Below are 19,135 nucleotides of genomic sequence, written 5' to 3'. Positions count from 1 at the left end.
AGGACTAAATGAACGAAAAAGAATTACTAGAACTAGTCGTGAAAGCGGCTGATGAGAAACGTGCGGAGGATATCCTCGCACTTGATGTCCAAGATTTGACTAGCGTGACTGACTACTTTGTTATTACTAGTTCAATGAATAGCCGTCAGTTGGACGCTATCGCTGATAATATCCGTGAAAAAGTAGCCGATGCAGGCTTTAAAGGCAGTCATGTCGAAGGAGATGCAGCTGGAGGTTGGGTCCTACTAGACCTCGGCTCTGTTGTCGTGCATGTCTTTTCAGAAGAAATGCGTGCCCACTATAACTTAGAAAAGCTATGGCATGAGGCGGAGTCAGTAGATATTTCAGAAGCTCTTGCTTAGAAGACGAACTCAGTTGTAGCCAACTGGGTTTCTTTGCTTATTTTAGAAAAAATGGATAGAAAGGTATAGGGCGAGTGGTGTTTGCCATGGAGGCTCTTGGTATCATGATTATGGCAACTTATGAAACCTTTGCGGCGGTCTATGATGCGGTCATGGACGATAGTTTATATGATAAATGGACGGATTTTTCTCTGGGTCATTTGCCTAAGACAAAGGAGAGAAAAAAACTCTTGGAATTGGCTTGTGGGACAGGCATCCAGTCTGTACGCTTTTCTCAAGCTGGTTTTGATGTGACTGGACTTGACTTGAGCGCAGATATGCTGAAGATTGCGGAGAAGAGAGCGGCTTCAGCCAAACAAAAGATTGATTTTATTGAAGGCAATATGTTGGATTTGTCCAAGGTAGGTCAATACGACTTTGTCACTTGTTATTCGGACTCTATCTGCTACATGCAGGATGAGGTGGAAGTAGGGGATGTTTTTAAGGAAGTGTATAATGCCCTTAATGAAGATGGAGTTTTCATCTTTGATGTGCATTCGACCTACCAGACAGACGAAGTTTTTCCAGGCTATTCTTATCATGAAAATGCAGAAGATTTCGCCATGCTATGGGATACCTATGAGGATGCGGCGCCTCACTCTATCGTTCATGAGTTGACTTTCTTTGTCAAGGAAGCGGATGGTTCCTTTAGTCGCCACGATGAAGTGCATGAGGAGCGAACCTATGAGGTCTTGACCTATGATATTTTGCTGGAACAGGCCGGATTCAAATCCTTCAAACTCTTTGCGGACTTTGAAGACAAAGAGCCAACAGAAACCAGCACCCGTTGGTTTTTTGTGGCGCAGAAGTAGGAGATTATCATGACCATCACGGGTATTATCGCGGAGTTCAATCCTTTTCATAATGGCCACAAATACCTGCTTGAGCAGACGAAGGGGTTGAAAATTGTGGCCATGTCTGGGAATTTCATGCAGAGAGGCGAGCCTGCTATCGTGGACAAGTGGACACGAGCCCAGATGGCGCTTGAAAATGGTGCTGATCTGGTAGTGGAACTGCCCTTTTTAGTCAGTGTTCAGGCGGCGGATTTCTTTGGCCAAGGGGCTGTGGATATCTTGGCTCGGTTGGGTATTGATAGCCTCGCTTTTGGAACAGAAGAAGTTCTGGATTATCAAAAAATCGCTGACTTATACGCAGAGCAAGGTAGAGAGATGGAGAATTTTGTGGAAAATCTGCCTGATTCTCTCTCCTATCCCCAGAAAACCCAAGCCATGTGGAAGGAATTTGCTGGTCTTGATTTTTCAGGCCATACACCCAATCATGTTCTTGCTTTGGCCTATGCCAAGGCGGTTGCGGGACGAAATATCAAGCTGTATCCGATTCAGCGTCAGGGGGCTGGTTACCATTCTGTGGACCAGGATGTGGACTTCGCCTCGGCGACAGCCCTCCGTCAGCACCAAAGGGACAAAGATTTCTTAGAACGATTTATGCCTTCTGTTGCCCTATTTGAGCAGACCAGTAAAGTGAGCTGGGAAGACTATTTTCCTTTGCTCCGCTATCAAATCTTGTCAAATCCCGACATAACCACCATCTATCAGGTCAATCAAGAAATGGCTGTGCGCATTAAAGAGACCATCAAGACAGTCCAGTCTGTGGAAGACTTGATTGAGGCGGTTGCGACCAAACGTTACACCAAGGCGCGTGTCAGACGCCTTTTGACCTATATCTTGGTGCAGGCTAGAGAAAGTGACTTGCCAGAAGGCATCCATGTTCTTGGCTTTACTGAAAAAGGCAGGCAACATCTCAAGTCTTTGAAAGGGCAGGTCGATCTAGTCAGCCGAATTGGCAAAGAACCTTGGGATGCTATGACCCAAAAGGCAGACCAGATTTACCAACTGGGAAATCCAAGTATAGCAGAGCAGAATTTTGGAAGAGTACCGATTAGAATAGAAATAAACTAAGTCTACTGAAAAGTAGGCTTTTTCTCAAGTCTCTACTAAACTACTATTTCTAAATAACAATTTTATTTTTGTGAATGTGTTCCAATTTCCCCAAAACATATTCTATTTTAGGTTTGTGAAAATCACTTTTTTATGGTAGAATGTAAAAGAATGTATGTCATTCGGAATAACAATAAAATGAGGTAAAAACATGGAAATCATGTCGCTTGCGATTGCTGTTTTTGCCGTCATCATTGGTTTAGTCATTGGATATGTCAGCATCTCAGCCAAGATGAAATCATCTCAGGAAGCTGCAGAGTTGATGCTTTTAAATGCTGAACAAGAAGCAACTAATTTACGTGGACAAGCTGAACGTGAAGCGGATTTACTTGTTAATGAAGCTAAACGTGAAAGCAAGTCTCTTAAAAAAGAAGCACTATTGGAGGCCAAAGAAGAAGCCAGAAAATACCGTGAAGAAGTGGACGCTGAATTCAAATCAGAACGTCAAGAACTCAAACAAATCGAAAGTCGTTTGACAGAGAGAGCTACTAGCCTTGACCGTAAGGACGACAATTTGACGAGTAAAGAACAAACACTTGAACAAAAAGAACAAAGTATTTCTGATAGAGCGAAAAACCTTGATGCGCGTGAAGAGCAATTAGAGGAAGTCGAAAGACAAAAAGAAGCAGAGCTAGAGCGTATTGGTGCCCTGTCTCAGGCAGAAGCACGAGATATTATCTTGGCTCAGACAGAGGAAAACTTGACCAAGGAGATTGCTAGCCGCATTCGTGAAGCTGAGCAAGAGGTCAAGGAACGTTCTGACAAAATGGCCAAGGACATCTTGGTTCAAGCCATGCAACGTATCGCTGGTGAATATGTGGCGGAGTCAACAAACTCAACGGTTCACCTGCCAGACGATACTATGAAGGGACGCATTATTGGTCGTGAAGGTCGTAACATTCGTACCTTTGAAAGTTTGACAGGGGTCGATGTGATTATCGACGATACACCAGAAGTGGTGACCTTATCAGGTTTTGACCCGATTCGTCGTGAAATTGCCCGTATGACTATGGAAATGTTGCTCAAGGATGGTCGTATCCACCCAGCTCGTATCGAAGAGTTGGTTGAGAAAAACCGTCAAGAGATTGACAATAAGATTCGTGAATACGGTGAGGCTGCTGCCTATGAAATTGGGGCACCAAACCTTCATCCAGACTTGATGAAAATCATGGGTCGCTTGCAGTTCCGTACTTCATATGGACAAAATGTCTTACGTCATTCGATTGAGGTTGCTAAGTTAGCTGGTATCATGGCGAGCGAACTTGGTGAAAATGCGGCTCTTGCTCGTCGTGCAGGGTTCCTTCACGATATCGGAAAAGCCATTGACCGTGAGGTTGAAGGTAGCCACGTTGAAATCGGTATGGAATTGGCTCGTAAGTACAAGGAACATCCAGTTGTGGTGAATACAATTGCTAGCCACCACGGTGATGTCGAAGCCGAAAGCGTCATTGCAGTGATTGTTGCTGCAGCAGATGCTTTGAGCGCTGCCCGTCCGGGTGCTCGTAGTGAGTCTCTTGAAAGCTACATCAAACGTCTTCATGATTTGGAAGAAATTGCGAACGGCTTTGAAGGAGTACAGAATAGCTTTGCCCTTCAAGCAGGACGTGAAATCCGCATCATGGTCAATCCAGGACAAATCAAAGACGACAAAGTCACAATCTTGGCTCACAAAGTTCGTGAGAAAATTGAAAACAATCTCGATTACCCTGGAAATATCAAGGTAACCGTGATTCGCGAGCTTCGTGCAGTAGATTATGCTAAATAAATAAGAAAGAGCAGTTGAAAAATTACTGCTTTTTTGTTACACTAGATAGAAAGACTGTAAAGGATAATCTGGCTTTTTGCCATTATTCTAGAAATGTTATTTCACAGACTGACTAAAAGGAGACACAATGGCAGACCGAGGCTTACTAATCGTTTTTTCTGGTCCTTCAGGGGTTGGAAAAGGAACGGTTAGAAGAGAGATTTTTGAGAGTTCTGAAAACCAATTTCAATACTCTGTATCGATGACGACACGCGCACAACGTCCTGGAGAAGTGGACGGTGTTGACTATTTCTTCCGTACTCGTGAAGAGTTTGAAGAGCTGATTCGTCAAGGACAGATGTTGGAATACGCAGAATATGTCGGCAACTACTATGGAACTCCTCTGACCTATGTCAACGAAACCTTGGACAAGGGAATCGATGTTTTCCTTGAAATTGAAGTTCAAGGCGCTCTTCAGGTCAAGAAAAAGGTTCCAGATGCTGTCTTTATCTTCCTGACACCACCAGATTTGGATGAATTGCAAGATCGTTTAGTAGGTCGTGGAACAGACAGTGCAGAAGTGATTGCCCAACGAATCGAAAAAGCCAAGGAAGAAATTGCTCTCATGCGTGAGTATGATTATGCGATTGTCAACGATCAGGTGCCCCTAGCTGCTGAGCGTGTCAAACGTGTTATTGAAGCAGAGCACTTCCGTGTAGATCGTGTCATTGGTCACTATCAGGAGATGTTACCAAAATCTCCAACTACTCGATAAAATTTAGAAAATAGGTACAAGCAAATGATGTTAAAACCCTCTATTGATACCTTGCTCGACAAGGTTCCATCAAAATATTCACTCGTAATTTTGGAAGCAAAACGTGCCCACGAATTGGAAGCAGGTGCGCCAGCAACTCAAGGTTTCAAGTCTGAAAAATCAACTCTTCGCGCTTTAGAAGAAATCGAATCAGGAAACGTTACAATTCACCCAGATCCAGAAGGAAAACGTGAAGCAGTGCGTCGCCGTATCGAAGAAGAAAAACGCCGCAAAGAAGAAGAAGAAAAGAAAATCAAAGAGCAAATTGCTAAAGAAAAAGAAGATGGTGAAAAAATTTAAGGTTGGGGGGACTCAATCTTATTTTTTCTATTGCAAGAATGTACTGACAAGAAGGAGGTGAGAAGATGGCTATAGCTAAGATTATCGTAGATGTACCCTTGATGCAGACGGACCAGCCCTATAGTTACAGAATTCCTGAGGAATTTGAGGGAATGCTGGAAGTTGGGATGCGGGTTCATGTGCCTTTTGGTAAGGGTAATCGCCTGATTCAAGGGATTGTTCTTGATTTGGATTCTCAATCAGCTGAAGAAGAGATAGAGCAAGATTTAAAAGATATTGCGGAGGTGCTGGATTTTTCTCCTGTGCTCACGCAAGAACAACTCTGGCTGGCTGAGGAGTTACGCAAATCTGTTTTCTCCTACAAGATCTCCATCCTCAAGGCTATGTTACCAGGGTTTCTGAACTCCAGCTATGACAAAATTCTCTATCCTCTGGAAGGTTTGAGTCAGGAAGATCGAGAGCGTCTGTTTGGTTCAGAAGATTCACTTGCCTTTTCTTCTCTGGATTTAGCTAAGCAAGCTGAAATGATGCGTTTGACTAGAAAAGGCCTGCTTGGTCTGGAGTATCAGGCAGTCGATCAAAAGAAGGTCAAGACCCAGTCTTGGTATGAGGTAGACATTGCTCAATTAGAAAGTGTAGAGATTTCTACACGCGCCAAGAAAAAGTTAGAACTGAGAGACTATTTGCTTTCTCATCCTGAGAGTGCTTCCTTGGCTAGTTTGTTAGAGTCCTATTCACGGGAGCAAGTCAACTTCTTTGTGGAACAAGGTGCTGTTACTATAGTTCAAAAGGAAGTCCAACGCTCGGCTGCTTATTTTGAAGGAATTGAAGTAAGTCAGCCTTTGGAATTGAATCCAGAGCAAAGGCAGGCGCGTGATGCGGTTGTCAGTGCGATTGGCAGTCATCAGCCTCCCTTCCTCCTTCAAGGGATTACAGGAAGTGGGAAGACCGAGGTTTACTTACAAATAATCCAAGGAGCTTTGGATAAGGGGAAAACAGCTATTTTGCTGGTTCCTGAGATTTCCTTGACTCCACAGATGACGGAGCGTTTTATCGCTCGATTTGGTGAGAAAGTAGCCATTCTTCATTCCGGCCTTTCCAATGGTGAAAAGTATGACGAATGGCGCAAAGTCGAGCGTGGAGACGCTCAAGTTGTTATTGGTGCTAGATCTGCCATCTTTGCTCCTCTGAAAAATCTAGGTGTCATGATAATCGATGAGGAGCATGAAGCGACTTATAAGCAGGACAGCAATCCCCGTTACCATGCCAGAGAAGTCGCTATTTTACGGGCCCAGTATAATCAAGCAGCTCTGGTACTTGGGTCTGCGACACCAAGTCTGGAAAGCCGTGCTCGGGCTGGAAAAGGCGTCTATCAACATTTACGTCTGACCCAACGAGCTAATCCTTTAGCTAGGATCCCTGAGGTTCAAGTGGTTGATTTTCGTGACTATATTGGACAAAACGAGACATCAAACTTTACTCCTCCTTTGCTAGAAGCCATCCAAGATAGACTGATTAAAAAAGAGCAGGTGGTTCTCATGCTCAATCGCCGTGGTTATTCTAGCTTTGTCATGTGTCGGGAGTGTGGAACTGTGGATACTTGTCCTAACTGTGATATTTCTTTGACCTTGCACATGGATACCAAGACCATGAATTGCCATTATTGTGGTTTTTCAAAGGACATTCCTCAGGTCTGTCCTAACTGTAAGAGTCGCAGTATTCGTTACTATGGGACGGGGACACAGAAGGCTTATGACGAGCTGGCAGAACTCTTTCCCCAGGCCCGCATTTTGCGGATGGATGTAGATACGACGCGCAAGAAAGGAAGTCACCAAGCTCTGCTTGACCAATTTGGGCGAGGAGAAGCGGATATCTTGCTGGGTACACAGATGATTGCTAAGGGCTTAGATTTTCCCAATGTAACCTTAGTCGGAGTGCTCAATGCGGATACGGCCTTGAATCTACCTGATTTCCGTTCTTCTGAAAGAACTTTCCAGCTCTTGACTCAGGTGGCGGGCCGTGCAGGTCGGGCTGAAAAAGCTGGTCAGGTCTTGATTCAGTCTTACAATCCTCAGCACTACGCTATTCGATTTGCAAAAGACCAGGACTACGAAGGCTTTTACGCTTATGAAATGGGAATCAGACGCCAACTAGGTTATCCACCTTACTATTTCACCATTGGCATTACCCTTTCTCACAAGAAAGAAGAAGAGGTGGTCAAACGTGCCTATGAAGTTATGAACATTTTGCGCTCAGGCCTGTCTGAAACCAGTAACATCCTTGGGCCGACGCCAAAACCCATTGCTCGTACCCACAACCTCTATCATTACCAAATTTTAATTAAATACCGTTTAGAAGATGAGCTGGGGCCGACCCTCAACCAGGTCTTAGCCTTGACTCAAGAAAGGGAAAATAGTGAGCTCCGTCTCAGCATTGACCATGAGCCACAGCAATTTTTATAAGAAGGAGAAGATATGACAAAATTAATCTTTATGGGGACCCCCGACTTTTCAGCAACAGTCTTAAAAGGGCTTTTGACAGATGACCGTTACGAAATTCTAGCCGTTGTGACCCAGCCAGACCGTGCTGTTGGGCGTAAAAAAGTTATCCAAGAAACCCCGGTCAAGCAGGCTGCTAAAGAAGCAGGTCTTCCAATCTACCAACCTGAAAAATTATCTGGAAGTCCAGAGATGGAAACTATTATGCAGCTAGGAGCAGATGGAATTGTGACTGCTGCTTTTGGGCAGTTTCTCCCAAGTAAACTCCTTGATAGCATGGACTTTGCGGTCAATGTTCACGCCTCTCTACTTCCAAAACACCGTGGTGGTGCGCCTATCCATTATGCCTTGATTCAAGGGGATGAGGAAGCTGGTGTGACCATTATGGAAATGGTTAAGGAAATGGATGCAGGGGATATGATTTCTCGTCGTAGTATTCCGATTACGGATGAGGACAATGTCGGCACCTTGTTTGAGAAATTAGCTCTTGTTGGTCGCGATTTGCTTTTGGATACTTTACCAGCTTATATTGCTGGTGATATCAAACCTGCACCGCAGGATCCAAGTCAGGTTACTTTCTCGCCAAACATCAAGCCAGAGGAAGAAAAATTGGACTGGAATAAAAGCAAGCGTCAACTCTTTAACCAAATCCGTGGGATGAACCCCTGGCCTGTTGCCCATACTTTCCTTAAGGGTGACCGCTTCAAGATTTATGAAGCCCTACCAGTAGATGGTCAGGGAAATCCAGGTGAGATTCTTTCTATCGGCAAGAAAGAATTGATTGTCGCAACGGCTGAAGGAGCTTTGTCTCTCAAACAAGTGCAGCCAGCTGGTAAGCCTAAGATGGACATTGCTTCCTTCCTCAACGGAGTTGGACGTACATTGACTGTAGGAGAACGATTTGGTGACTAAAGTAGAAACGGCTAGAAGTCTATCCTTAGCGGTATTAGAGGATGTTTTTGTCAATCAAGCATACTCAAATATTGCCTTAAATAAGCATCTCAAGGGAAGCCAACTTTCAGCAGCAGACAAGGGCTTGGTGACAGAGATTGTCTATGGAACGGTAGCCCGTAAACTGACTCTGGAATGGTACCTATCCCACTTTATCGAAGACAGAGACCAGTTAGATAGTTGGCTTTATGTCCTTCTTCTCATGAGTGCCTACCAGCTCCGCTATTTGAACAAGATTCCAGACCATGCTGTGGTCAATGAAGCAGTAGAATTGGCCAAAGTCCGTAAAAAAGGCAGTGAAAAATTGGTCAACGCCGTCCTTCGTCGTATTCTGCGTGAAGGCTGGCCAGATATTGCCAGCATCAAGCGAAAAAATAAGCGTGATTCCATTGCCTATTCTCTCCCAGTTTGGCTAGTTGCCAAGCTCAAGGAAGAATACGGTGAAGAGCGAGGACAAGCTATCTTTGAAAGCCTTTTGGTGCGAAACAAGGCCAGTATTCGTGTAACAGATTTAAGCCGAAAAGAGGAAATCCAAGCCTTGTTGGAGGCCAGTGCTTCATCCTTGTCTCCTTCTGGTCTGGTTAAGGAGCAGGGGCATTTTGCTGGCCATGATTTGTTTGCGGATGGATCTATTACTATCCAAGACGAGTCCAGTCAGCTTGTTGCTCCGACGCTTGATTTACAAGGTGATGAGCAGGTTCTAGATGCCTGTGCTGCTCCGGGTGGAAAAACAGCCCATATAGCTTCTTACCTGACGACAGGTCAGGTTACTGCTCTGGATTTGTACGACCACAAGTTGGACTTAATTCAAGAAAATGCAGAGCGTTTAGGTGTGGCAAACCGTGTCCAAATCCAAAAATTGGACGCCAGAAAGGTTCATGAATTTTTTAGTAAGGATTCTTTTGACAAGATTTTGGTAGATGCCCCTTGTTCTGGGATTGGACTTTTAAGACGAAAACCAGACATAAAATACAATAAAGAAACGGCAGATTTCGCGTCCTTACAGGAAATTCAGCTAGAAATATTAGGTAGTGTTTGTCAAACACTACGCAAAGGTGGTATAATAACTTATAGTACCTGTACTATTGTCTCAGAGGAGAACTTTCAAGTCGTTCAGGCATTTTTAGAAAGTCATCCCGACTTTGAGCAGGTAAAACTAGAACATGAATGTAAGGATATCATGAAAGATGGTTGTATTCTCATTACACCTGAATTGTATGGAAGTGATGGATTTTTCATCAGCCAATTTCGCAAGATATCGGATTAGGAAGGAACTGACATATGGAAATTTCAATATTAACGGATGTTGGTCAAAAACGAACAAATAACCAAGACTATGTCAACCACTACGTCAACAGAGCAGGTCGTACTATGATTATCTTAGCTGACGGGATGGGAGGACACCGTGCAGGAAATATCGCGAGTGAAATGGCGGTTACAGATTTAGGTATCGCTTGGGTAGATACCCAAATTGATACCATCAACGAGGTGCGTGAATGGTTTGCTAACAACCTTGAGATGGAAAATAAAAAGATTAACCAATTGGGACAAAATGAAGCCTATAAAGGAATGGGAACAACCCTTGAGGCTGTAGCCATTATTGATAATCAGGCTATCTATGCCCACATTGGGGATTCTCGTATCGGTTTGATTCGTGGAGAAGAATACCACCAGTTAACGAGCGACCATTCTTTGGTCAATGAATTGCTTAAGGCAGGTCAATTGACACCTGAAGAAGCTGCTAGCCATCCACAGAAAAATATTATTACCCAGTCAATCGGTCAAAAAGACGAAATTCAGCCTGATTTTGGAATGATCACCCTTGAGCCGGGAGACTATCTCTTACTCAATAGTGATGGCTTGACAAATATGATTTCAGGCAGTGAGATTTCTGATATTGTAACCAGCGATATTTCTTTGGCAGATAAGGCAGCAACCTTGATCCGTTTTGCCAACAATGCGGGTGGTTTAGACAACATCACAGTTGCCCTTATTGCTGTTAATGAGGAGGAAACAGAATGATCCAAATCGGCAAGATTTTTGCCGGGCGGTATCGGATTCTCAAACAGATTGGTCGAGGAGGCATGGCAGATGTTTACTTGGCTAAAGATTTGATTCTAGACGGGGAAGAAGTGGCAGTAAAGGTCCTGAGAACCAACTACCAGACAGATCCGATTGCTGTGGCTCGTTTTCAGCGGGAAGCGAGAGCCATGGCGGATTTGGACCATCCTCATATCGTTCGGATTACAGATATCGGTGAAGAAGAGGGACAACAGTATCTTGCAATGGAGTATGTTGCTGGATTAGACCTCAAACGCTATATCAAGGAACATCACCCTCTTTCAAATGAAGAAGCGGTTCGAATCATGGGACAAATCCTCTTGGCTATGCGCTTGGCCCATACTCGAGGAATTGTTCACAGAGATTTAAAACCTCAAAATATCCTTTTGACCCCAGATGGAACTGCCAAGGTTACAGACTTTGGGATTGCAGTAGCCTTTGCAGAGACGAGTCTAACTCAGACCAACTCAATGCTAGGTTCTGTGCATTATTTATCACCAGAGCAGGCGCGTGGTTCTAAAGCGACTGTACAGAGCGATATCTATGCCATGGGGATTATTTTCTATGAGATGTTGACTGGCCATATCCCTTACGATGGGGATAGTGCGGTAACCATCGCCCTCCAACATTTCCAGAAACCACTGCCGTCGGTTATAGCTGAAAATCCATCTGTACCTCAGGCTTTAGAGAATGTTGTTATTAAGGCAACTGCAAAGAAATTAACAGATCGCTACAAATCAGTTGCTGAGATGTATGTGGATTTGTCTAGCAGCTTATCTTACAATCGTCGCAATGAACCAAAGTTAGTCTTTGACGATGCGACGAAGGCGGACACCAAGACTCTTCCTAAAGTTCCACAAAGTACGCTGACTTCTATTCCTAAAGCTCCGGTACAAGAAGAACCTCCTCAAGTGAAGAAAGTGACTCCGCAGATCGAAGAGCATGCGCCTACGCCAAAATTAAAGAAAAAGCGGAAGTTTAAAGCTCGATATTTGATTCTTTTGGCAAGTGTTCTATTAGTAGCTGCTTCTTTGATTTGGATTTTCTCTAGAACACCGGCAACAATTTCCATTCCGAATGTGGCCGGACAAACTGTGGCTGAAGCTAAAGAAGCTCTTAAAAAAGCTAATTTCGAAGCAGGCGAAGAAAAATCAGAAGCTAGTGATACAGTAGCAGAAGGACGTGTTATTCGAACGGATCCAGAAGCTGGTAGCGGCCGAAAAGAAGGAACCAAGGTCAATTTGATTGTTTCTTCTGGTAAGCAATCTTTCCAATTGAGCAATTACGTCGGACGCAAGTATACGGATGTCGTAGCTGAACTTAAGGATAAGAAGGTTCCTGAAAATCTCATTAAGATGGAAGAGGAAGAATCTAGCGAAAGTGAACCAGGAACGGTTCTAAGACAAACACCAGCAGCAGGAACTACGTATGACTTATCAAAGGCTAGTACGATTGTTTTAACAGTTGCTAAAAAGGTAACTAGTGTAACTATGCCGGGTTATATCGGTTCAAGTCTTGAATTCACTAAAAATAATTTGATTCAAATTGTTGGGGTGAAAGAGGCTAATATTGAAGTTGTTGAAGTGTCAACCGCTCCTGAAGGAACAGCAGAAGGAAATGTTGTGGATCAGACTCCAAAAGCGGGTGGAAAAATTGATTTAGCCAGCACACGTATTAAAATTTCGATTTATAAACCCAAAACACCATCATCAAGTTCCTCTTCAACGTCAGTTCAACGTGGTAACCAAGGTTCACCTACTACTCCAAATCAAGGGAATCAACAAGGTGGCCAGCAAGGAAATCAACAAGGAACGGTTCCTACTCCGAGTCAACCAAATAGTGAAGGAAACCACGAAAATTCTCGTGATTAAACGAATCTTTGTCATGATTTCATGACAAAGATTTTTTTTGAGTCCGGATTTGTGATAGAATAGAAGGAGTTGATAAAAGGAGGAACGCATGGAAGAATCAAGAGAATTAAATGCCGTTATCGATGTGATTATGTTAGCTGGAACCATTCTTCTCAAAAGTGGCTCAGAGATTCATCGTGTAGAAGATACCATGATCCGTATTGCGCATTCACAGGGGATTGTGGATTGCAATGTTCTGGCTATGCCTGCCGCAATCTTTTTCTCAATTGAAAATACCAATATTTCGCGTATGAAGCGCGTGACTTCCTCTTCTTATAACATTGAAAAAGTCTGCGATGTGAACCAGATTTCTCGTCAACTGGTTGGGGGGCAGATTGATTTAGAGACAGCCTTCAAGCAATTAAAGGCCTTGCAAGCCCAGCCCCTTCCTTATACTAAGTTGCAGGTAACTTTGGCTGCGACCTTTAGTGCTCCTTTCTTTTCAATTATGTTTAGTGGAAATATCTACGACGCACTTGGGGCAGGAGTGGCTACCTTATTTGGTTTTGCCTTTTCCCTCTATGTGGAGAAGTTTATCCGAATTCCCTTTGTGACGGCCTTTGCTGGAGCCTTTGTCTTTGGGATGATTGCCCAGTTTTGGGCTCGTTACACAGGTTTTCCTTCAACGGCAGATTTGATTATAGCTGGTGCAGTCATGCCGTTTGTACCAGGTATTGCCTTGACCAATGCGGTTCGTGATATTATGACCAACCACATAAACTCTGGTATGAGTAAGATGTTTGAATCCCTGCTCATTACCCTTGCTTTAGGGGCGGGAACTTCTGTCGCCTTGGTATTGATGAACTAATATGACACTAACAACCTTTTTATTACAAGCAGTAGCAAGTCTTCTTGCTATAATCACTTTTTTAATCGTACTCAATGTTCAACGTTCTATGCTCTTACCAGGAGGAATTTTGGGCATGGCTGTCTGGCTAATTTATCTTTTGCTCAAGGAACCGACCAATGTTATTGTGGCTACTTTTATTGCAGCCATTATCGGTTCTTGTGTCAGCCAGATTTTAAGTATTCTTTATAAGACACCTGCTGTAGTCTTTATCTTGGCAATCTTGGCACCTCTGGTTCCGGGTTATCTCTCCTATCGGACAACTGCCTTTTTTGTGACGGGAGATTACAGTCATGCCATTGCTAGTGCAACCTTGGTTGTTATGTTGGCTTTGGTGATTTCCATTGGAATGGCTAGCGGAACAGTGATTCTTAGACTGTATTCTTACTTACGAAAACAGCATAATCGTTAGACTAACAAGAGACTTGATTTGGTGAATCAAGTCTTTTTTCTCTCTTTTACTGCTATTTGTGATAAAATAGTATAGAACGATTTTTTACAATGAATGATAAAACAGAGGTAAATATGACAATCGGTATTGATAAGATTGGTTTTGCGACCGGTCAATATGTCTTGAAATTACAAGACTTAGCAGAAGCGAGGGGAATTGACCCTGAAAAATTAAGTAAAGGACTCTTACTCAAGGAATTGAGTATTGCGCCCCTAACTGAGGATATCGTGACCTTGGCGGCCAGTGCAAGTGATTCTATTTTAACGGAGCAAGAAAGAGCAGAAATTGATATGGTCATTGTAGCTACTGAGTCAGGAATTGACCAAAGTAAAGCTGCAGCCGTCTTTGTGCATGGTTTGCTGGGCATCCAGCCCTTTGCTCGTAGTTTCGAGATTAAAGAAGCCTGCTATGGAGCGACAGCTGCCCTTCATTATGCCAAATTGCATGTGGAAAATTCTCCAGAGTCCAAAGTTTTGGTTATTGCCAGTGATATTGCCAAATATGGTATTGAAACACCTGGAGAACCCACTCAGGGTGCTGGAAGTGTGGCTATGTTGATTACACAGAATCCACGCATTATGGCCTTTAATAATGACAATGTAGCTCAGACTCGTGACATCATGGATTTCTGGCGTCCAAATTACTCAACAACCCCTTATGTAAATGGTGTCTATTCTACCCAGCAATATCTAGATAGTTTGAAAACGACTTGGCTTGAATACCAAAAACGCTACCAGCTTACCTTAGATGATTTTGCTGCGGTTTGCTTCCACTTGCCTTATCCTAAATTAGCGCTAAAAGGCTTGAAAAAAATCATGGATAAGAGCCTGCCGCAAGAGAAAAAAGACCTCTTGCAAAAGCATTTTGACCAGTCTATTCTCTACAGTCAAAAGGTGGGAAATATCTATACAGGTTCCCTCTTCCTCGGACTCTTGTCTCTCTTGGAAAATACAGATAGCTTGAAGGCTGGGGATAAAATTGCCCTTTATAGTTACGGAAGTGGTGCTGTGGCTGAGTTCTTCAGTGGTGAATTGGTTGAAGGATATGAAGTTTATCTAGATAAAGACCGCTTGAACAAGCTCAACCAACGAACTGCCCTATCCGTAGCTGACTATGAAAAAGTCTTCTTTGAGGAAGTGGACTTAGATGAAACAAACTCTGCCCAGTTTGCTGGCTATGAAAATCAAGAGTTTGCCTTGGTTGAAATTGTGGACCACCAACGCCGTTATAGCAAGGTTGAAAAATAATGAAGATAAGTTGGAATGGATTTTCTAAAAAATCATGCCAAGAGCGCCTCGAGCTGTTAAAAGCTCAGGCGCTCCTTAGTCCTGAGAGACAAGAGAGTTTGGAGCAGGATGAACAAATTAGCTTGACTGTCGCAGACCAGCTGAGTGAAAATGTAGTGGGAACTTTTTCTCTGCCTTATTCGCTGGTCCCAGAGGTTCTCGTTAACGGTCAGGAATACACAGTTCCCTATGTGACAGAAGAACCGTCCGTGGTTGCTGCGGCCAGCTATGCCAGCAAAATCATCAAGCGAGCAGGTGGCTTTACTGCTCAGGTTCATCAGCGCCAGATGATTGGGCAGGTAGCCCTTTATCAAGTTGCTGAACCTGAACAAGCGCAAGAGAAGATTGTCAGCAAGAAAGCTAAACTCTTGGAACTTGCCAATCAAGCTTATCCTTCTATCGTTAAACGCGGGGGTGGGGCGCGTGATTTACATGTAGAACAGCTCAAAGGCGAAACAGACTTTCTCGTTGTTTATCTCCATGTAGATACCCAGGAAGCCATGGGTGCTAATATGCTCAACACCATGCTGGAGGCCTTGAAACCAGTCTTAGAAGAACTCAGTCAGGGACAAAGTCTTATGGGAATCCTGTCTAATTACGCGACCGATTCTCTGGTGACTGCAAGCTGTCGTATCGCCTTTCGCTACTTGAGCCGACAAAACGATCAAGGACGAGAAATTGCGGAGAAAATAGCTTTGGCTAGTCAGTTTGCGCAGGCTGACCCTTACCGAGCTGCTACTCATAATAAAGGGATTTTTAATGGTATTGATGCCATTTTAATAGCCACTGGTAATGACTGGCGTGCTATTGAGGCGGGGTCCCATGCCTATGCCAGTCGAGATGGACATTACCAAGGTCTTAGCTCTTGGCGTCTAGACTTGGAGACAGAAGAATTGGTTGGTGAGATGACCCTGCCCATGCCTGTAGCGACCAAGGGTGGCTCTATCGGCCTTAACCCTCGTGTAGCCCTCAGTCATGAACTACTGGGGAATCTTTCTGCCAAAGAATTAGCCCAGATTATCGTGTCTATCGGGCTTGCCCAAAACTTTGCAGCCCTGAAAGCCTTGGTCAGTACAGGGATTCAGCAAGGCCACATGAAATTGCAGGCTAAATCCTTAGCTCTCCTAGCAGGTGCCAGTGAGGCCGAAGTTGTTCCCCTAGTCGAGCGCCTCATCGCAGATAAAACCTTTAACCTAGAGACAGCCCAGCGTTATTTAGAAAACTTAAGATCATAAAAAACTCAGACCGATCGGTCTGAGTTTTCTTGTGCTTAAATACTTTTTCCAGGTAATAGAGTAACTGGTAAGAAGTAACCAGTTGTTGCGACTTCCTTGCCTTCGATTTTTTGCAAGAGTAGGTCAACAGTGAGGCAGGCAATCTCTTCCAAGGGTTGCTTAATAGTAGCCAGTTGAGGATAGTAATTCTCGATAAAGTAAGTCCCATCATAACCGATGACCTTGAGTTCTTCTGGGACAGAAATGCCAAGTTCCTGAGCAATTTTAATGACTAGAATAGCAGTCAAATCATCCGAAGCAAAAATGGCATCTGGTTTTTGTCGAGTCAAGATATTCTTGATTTCCATTTCTTTTCTGACGGGAGAAAAGTCACTGGAAACATTGATAATAGGAGCTTTTGGGAGTACAGAGGCAAAGCCGGCGTGGCGTAGTCCAGTTGGCGAGTTAGAATTGTCATTCCCTGTAATCATGATGATAGACTGGGCACATGTCTTAACCAAGGTCTGGGCAGCAAGAACCCCACCAGCATAGTTATCAGAGGAGACGACAGGGATGTCTGGAGACAGGTTTCGGTCAAAGGAAATAATCGGTGCTGTCACACGATTGTAGTCTTCAATTCCCAAGTTGTGACTACCCGAAATGATGCCGTCCACCTGATTGGCTTCCAACATTTCGATGTATTCGCGTTCCTTCTCAGAATCGTGCTCACTGTTGCAGATGATGGTCTTATAACCATTTTTGAAGAGTTGGTGTTCCAGCTTATCAATCAATTCTGCATAGAAAACATTGGAAATATTTGGGAAAATCAAACCGATTAACTTAGCTGATTTTCCTTGTAGACTGCGAGCTAGGTTGTTGGGTTTATAGCCCAGTTCTCGCATGGCTTCATTGACCTTTTGAATGGTTTTTTCAGATAGATACCCTTTTTTATTGATAACCCGAGAAACGGTAGTAGGACTGACGCCTGCAAGTTTGGCGACATCAGTTAGTTTTGCGACCATAATCTAATTCATAGTAAGTTCCAGTTGGGTTTCCAGATTTGATGAGGATCCCATTTTGGTCCGCATGTGGGAAGACACGACCAGAAAATACTTTTTCTCCTTTATTGATGAAAATTTCAAAGACAGAGTTATCGATGAAAATTGTAGCAGTAGTAGCCTGGTTGTCGATTGGGCAAGAACGAGTTGTCCCAAATTCTTGAGCGTACTGTTCACCAGCCTGACTACGATCTACTGTCACTTGACCATTTACAAGGTCAAAGTTGATTGAAAGTCCCTTGCCTTCTTTATCAGCAAGTAAGACAATCTCGCTCTGACTATTGGCTTCCAAGTTGAGTTCAAGTTCGTAAGTGTTCTTGGTTTGGGCAAGGTTTGAGAAAGGTTCTTCAGAAGCACGAAGGTCCTTGATAGCTGCGACTGGGTATTGGTAGAGTTTGCCGTCTTTGATAGTGAGTTCCTTGACCAAAGAGAAGGTTCCTTGGTAGTCGAAACGATCAGATGGATATGAAACATCAGGCAAGCCAAGCCAGCTAACAGCTAGAGCGCGTCCATCAGGAGCATTGAAGGCTTGAGTTGCGTAGGCTTCGAAACCATAGTCCATGTTTTGAAGTTGAGATACATCTACCATTTTAGCATTTTCAGGGTCAAAGGAAGCCCCAATCTTATACATATTTGGAAAGATATTATCGTAGTCTAGAACTTTCTTATCCAATCCTTGTGGGCAGTAGAGAAGGACAGGTTGTTCCCCTACAAAGACCAGATTTGGACATTCCATCATGTAGGCAGTACGGTCGTTAGCAAAGTCAAGGTTGCCAACGGCTTGCCAGTTTGTATAGTCGTTGTCTACAGCCTTGTAGAGACGGACGAAGCCTTTTTTCTCCAAGTCCTGTCCACCGACGATAGCATAGTATTGGCCCTTGAAGTTAAAAATTTGCGGATCACGGAAGTGGTCAGTAGAGTCTGCTGGCTGGTCGATCAAGATCTTGTCAATCTTCGTAATCTTGCCATCCTTGTCCATCAAAGCACCGATTTGGTACGGGTGACGGATCCAGTTTTCATCGCGGACATTTCCTGTATAAAATAGGAACAAGTTATCGCCAAACTGCATGGCAGAACCAGAGTAGGCACCGTGGCTATCTAATGGAGTATCTGGTAAAACTTTGATTCCAGTTTCTTTAAAGTGAATCAAATCATCACTTTCTAGCTGTGCCCAAGATTTTAAACCGTGGGCTGCACCAAAAGGAAAATTCTGGTAAAAGAGGATCCACTTGCCATCAAAGTAAGAAAAGCCATTTGGGTCGTTGAGAAGTCCTGTTTTTGGCTCAACATGGTAATGAGTATGCCATGGAGATTGTGCCATATTTTTCTTTATATTTTGAATTTCTTCTTGCGTCCAATCTTCATAGGGTCTATAACGACGCTCAGTTGTCCATTCCATTCATTCATTCCTCCAAAAATCTTATCACTTTTAATAGTAACCGTTTTCGATTAAAAATGCAAGCCTTTTATGTTAAAAAAGAGAAAAAACTGCCAAACGTTTATCATAAATCAAAAGCAGGAAATCAATCATCTATCTGCAGAAAATTGAAAGAAAGTGAAATAAAATCCTTTTTAACTCAGATTTTAAACTATTTTTTTAAAGAACACTTTCATAAAACTCTCACAATATATCAAAACAAAG

General features: G+C 43.5%; 17 protein-coding genes. 15 read left to right on the top strand and 2 right to left on the bottom strand.

Annotation, left to right across the window (positions count from 1 at the left end):
- Positions 1–8: 8 nt before the first annotated feature.
- The 15 genes from rsfS to KB197_RS08430 all read left to right on the top strand — a co-directional run bounded on the left by rsfS (position 9) and on the right by KB197_RS08430 (position 16,456).
- Positions 9–362, top strand: coding sequence for a ribosome silencing factor (rsfS, locus tag KB197_RS08500; RefSeq protein WP_004255425.1), 354 nt, complete (start codon positions 9–11; stop codon positions 360–362).
- A gap of 110 nt (positions 363–472) precedes the next feature.
- Entirely contained in the window at positions 473–1,213 is a 741-nt protein-coding gene (locus KB197_RS08495; protein ID WP_004255427.1) for a class I SAM-dependent DNA methyltransferase, read from the top strand.
- A 9-nt stretch (positions 1,214–1,222) separates the two neighbouring features.
- Positions 1,223–2,320: a nucleotidyltransferase gene (locus tag KB197_RS08490; protein ID WP_049500243.1), complete on the top strand. Its 1,098-nt coding sequence runs from the start codon at positions 1,223–1,225 to the stop codon at positions 2,318–2,320.
- A gap of 190 nt (positions 2,321–2,510) precedes the next feature.
- Positions 2,511–4,124 carry a ribonuclease Y gene (locus KB197_RS08485; RefSeq protein WP_000404934.1) on the top strand — a complete coding sequence of 538 codons (1,614 nt, stop codon included), beginning with the start codon at positions 2,511–2,513 and terminating at the stop codon, positions 4,122–4,124.
- 127 nt (positions 4,125–4,251) lie between these two features.
- Positions 4,252–4,878 (top strand): guanylate kinase, encoded by a 627-nt coding sequence (gene gmk, locus KB197_RS08480; protein ID WP_000775041.1) that lies wholly within the window; start codon positions 4,252–4,254, stop codon positions 4,876–4,878.
- Positions 4,879–4,902: 24 nt separating this feature from the next.
- The gene (gene rpoZ / locus KB197_RS08475) at positions 4,903–5,217 is read left to right on the top strand and encodes a DNA-directed RNA polymerase subunit omega (protein ID WP_000979235.1); all 315 of its coding nucleotides are present in this window, start codon (positions 4,903–4,905) and stop codon (positions 5,215–5,217) included.
- Positions 5,218–5,282: 65 nt separating this feature from the next.
- Positions 5,283–7,679 (top strand): primosomal protein N', encoded by a 2,397-nt coding sequence (locus tag KB197_RS08470; RefSeq protein ID WP_064276622.1) that lies wholly within the window; start codon positions 5,283–5,285, stop codon positions 7,677–7,679.
- 12 nt (positions 7,680–7,691) lie between these two features.
- Complete coding sequence (fmt, locus tag KB197_RS08465) at positions 7,692–8,627, top strand: methionyl-tRNA formyltransferase (RefSeq protein ID WP_212573649.1); 936 nt, start codon at positions 7,692–7,694, stop codon at positions 8,625–8,627.
- Complete coding sequence (rsmB, locus tag KB197_RS08460) at positions 8,620–9,933, top strand: 16S rRNA (cytosine(967)-C(5))-methyltransferase RsmB (protein WP_212573648.1); 1,314 nt, start codon at positions 8,620–8,622, stop codon at positions 9,931–9,933. The genes fmt and rsmB overlap by 8 nt, the downstream gene beginning before the upstream one ends.
- A 14-nt stretch (positions 9,934–9,947) precedes the next feature.
- Positions 9,948–10,688 carry a Stp1/IreP family PP2C-type Ser/Thr phosphatase gene (locus KB197_RS08455; protein WP_212573647.1) on the top strand — a complete coding sequence of 247 codons (741 nt, stop codon included), beginning with the start codon at positions 9,948–9,950 and terminating at the stop codon, positions 10,686–10,688.
- Positions 10,685–12,598, top strand: coding sequence for a Stk1 family PASTA domain-containing Ser/Thr kinase (pknB, locus tag KB197_RS08450; protein WP_212573646.1), 1,914 nt, complete (start codon positions 10,685–10,687; stop codon positions 12,596–12,598). The genes KB197_RS08455 and pknB overlap by 4 nt, the downstream gene beginning before the upstream one ends.
- Positions 12,599–12,686: 88 nt before the next feature.
- Positions 12,687–13,445: a threonine/serine exporter family protein gene (locus KB197_RS08445; RefSeq protein WP_020903004.1), complete on the top strand. Its 759-nt coding sequence runs from the start codon at positions 12,687–12,689 to the stop codon at positions 13,443–13,445.
- A gap of 1 nt (position 13,446) precedes the next feature.
- Positions 13,447–13,896 (top strand): threonine/serine exporter family protein, encoded by a 450-nt coding sequence (locus tag KB197_RS08440; RefSeq protein WP_004239205.1) that lies wholly within the window; start codon positions 13,447–13,449, stop codon positions 13,894–13,896.
- Positions 13,897–14,009: 113 nt separating this feature from the next.
- On the top strand, positions 14,010–15,182 hold the full coding sequence (locus KB197_RS08435; protein ID WP_212573682.1) for a hydroxymethylglutaryl-CoA synthase: 1,173 nt from the start codon (positions 14,010–14,012) through the stop codon (positions 15,180–15,182).
- Entirely contained in the window at positions 15,182–16,456 is a 1,275-nt protein-coding gene (locus tag KB197_RS08430; RefSeq protein ID WP_212573645.1) for a hydroxymethylglutaryl-CoA reductase, degradative, read from the top strand. The genes KB197_RS08435 and KB197_RS08430 overlap by 1 nt, the downstream gene beginning before the upstream one ends.
- 35 nt (positions 16,457–16,491) lie before the next feature.
- Here the strand turns inward: KB197_RS08430 and KB197_RS08425 are convergent, their stop codons facing one another.
- Both KB197_RS08425 and KB197_RS08420 read right to left on the bottom strand, forming a co-directional pair.
- Positions 16,492–17,457 carry a LacI family DNA-binding transcriptional regulator gene (locus tag KB197_RS08425; protein ID WP_212573644.1) on the bottom strand — a complete coding sequence of 322 codons (966 nt, stop codon included), beginning with the start codon at positions 17,455–17,457 and terminating at the stop codon, positions 16,492–16,494.
- Positions 17,438–18,892 carry a sucrose-6-phosphate hydrolase gene (locus KB197_RS08420; RefSeq protein WP_084950899.1) on the bottom strand — a complete coding sequence of 485 codons (1,455 nt, stop codon included), beginning with the start codon at positions 18,890–18,892 and terminating at the stop codon, positions 17,438–17,440. The genes KB197_RS08425 and KB197_RS08420 overlap by 20 nt, the downstream gene beginning before the upstream one ends.
- Between the last annotated feature and the right edge of the window lie 243 nt (positions 18,893–19,135).

The organism is Streptococcus sp. 11-4097 (assembly GCF_018215285.2).
Taxonomy (GTDB): Bacteria; Bacillota; Bacilli; order Lactobacillales; family Streptococcaceae; genus Streptococcus.
The sequence above is the reverse complement of the archived record's forward strand: the minus strand, read 5'-3'. Positions and strand labels throughout refer to the sequence as shown.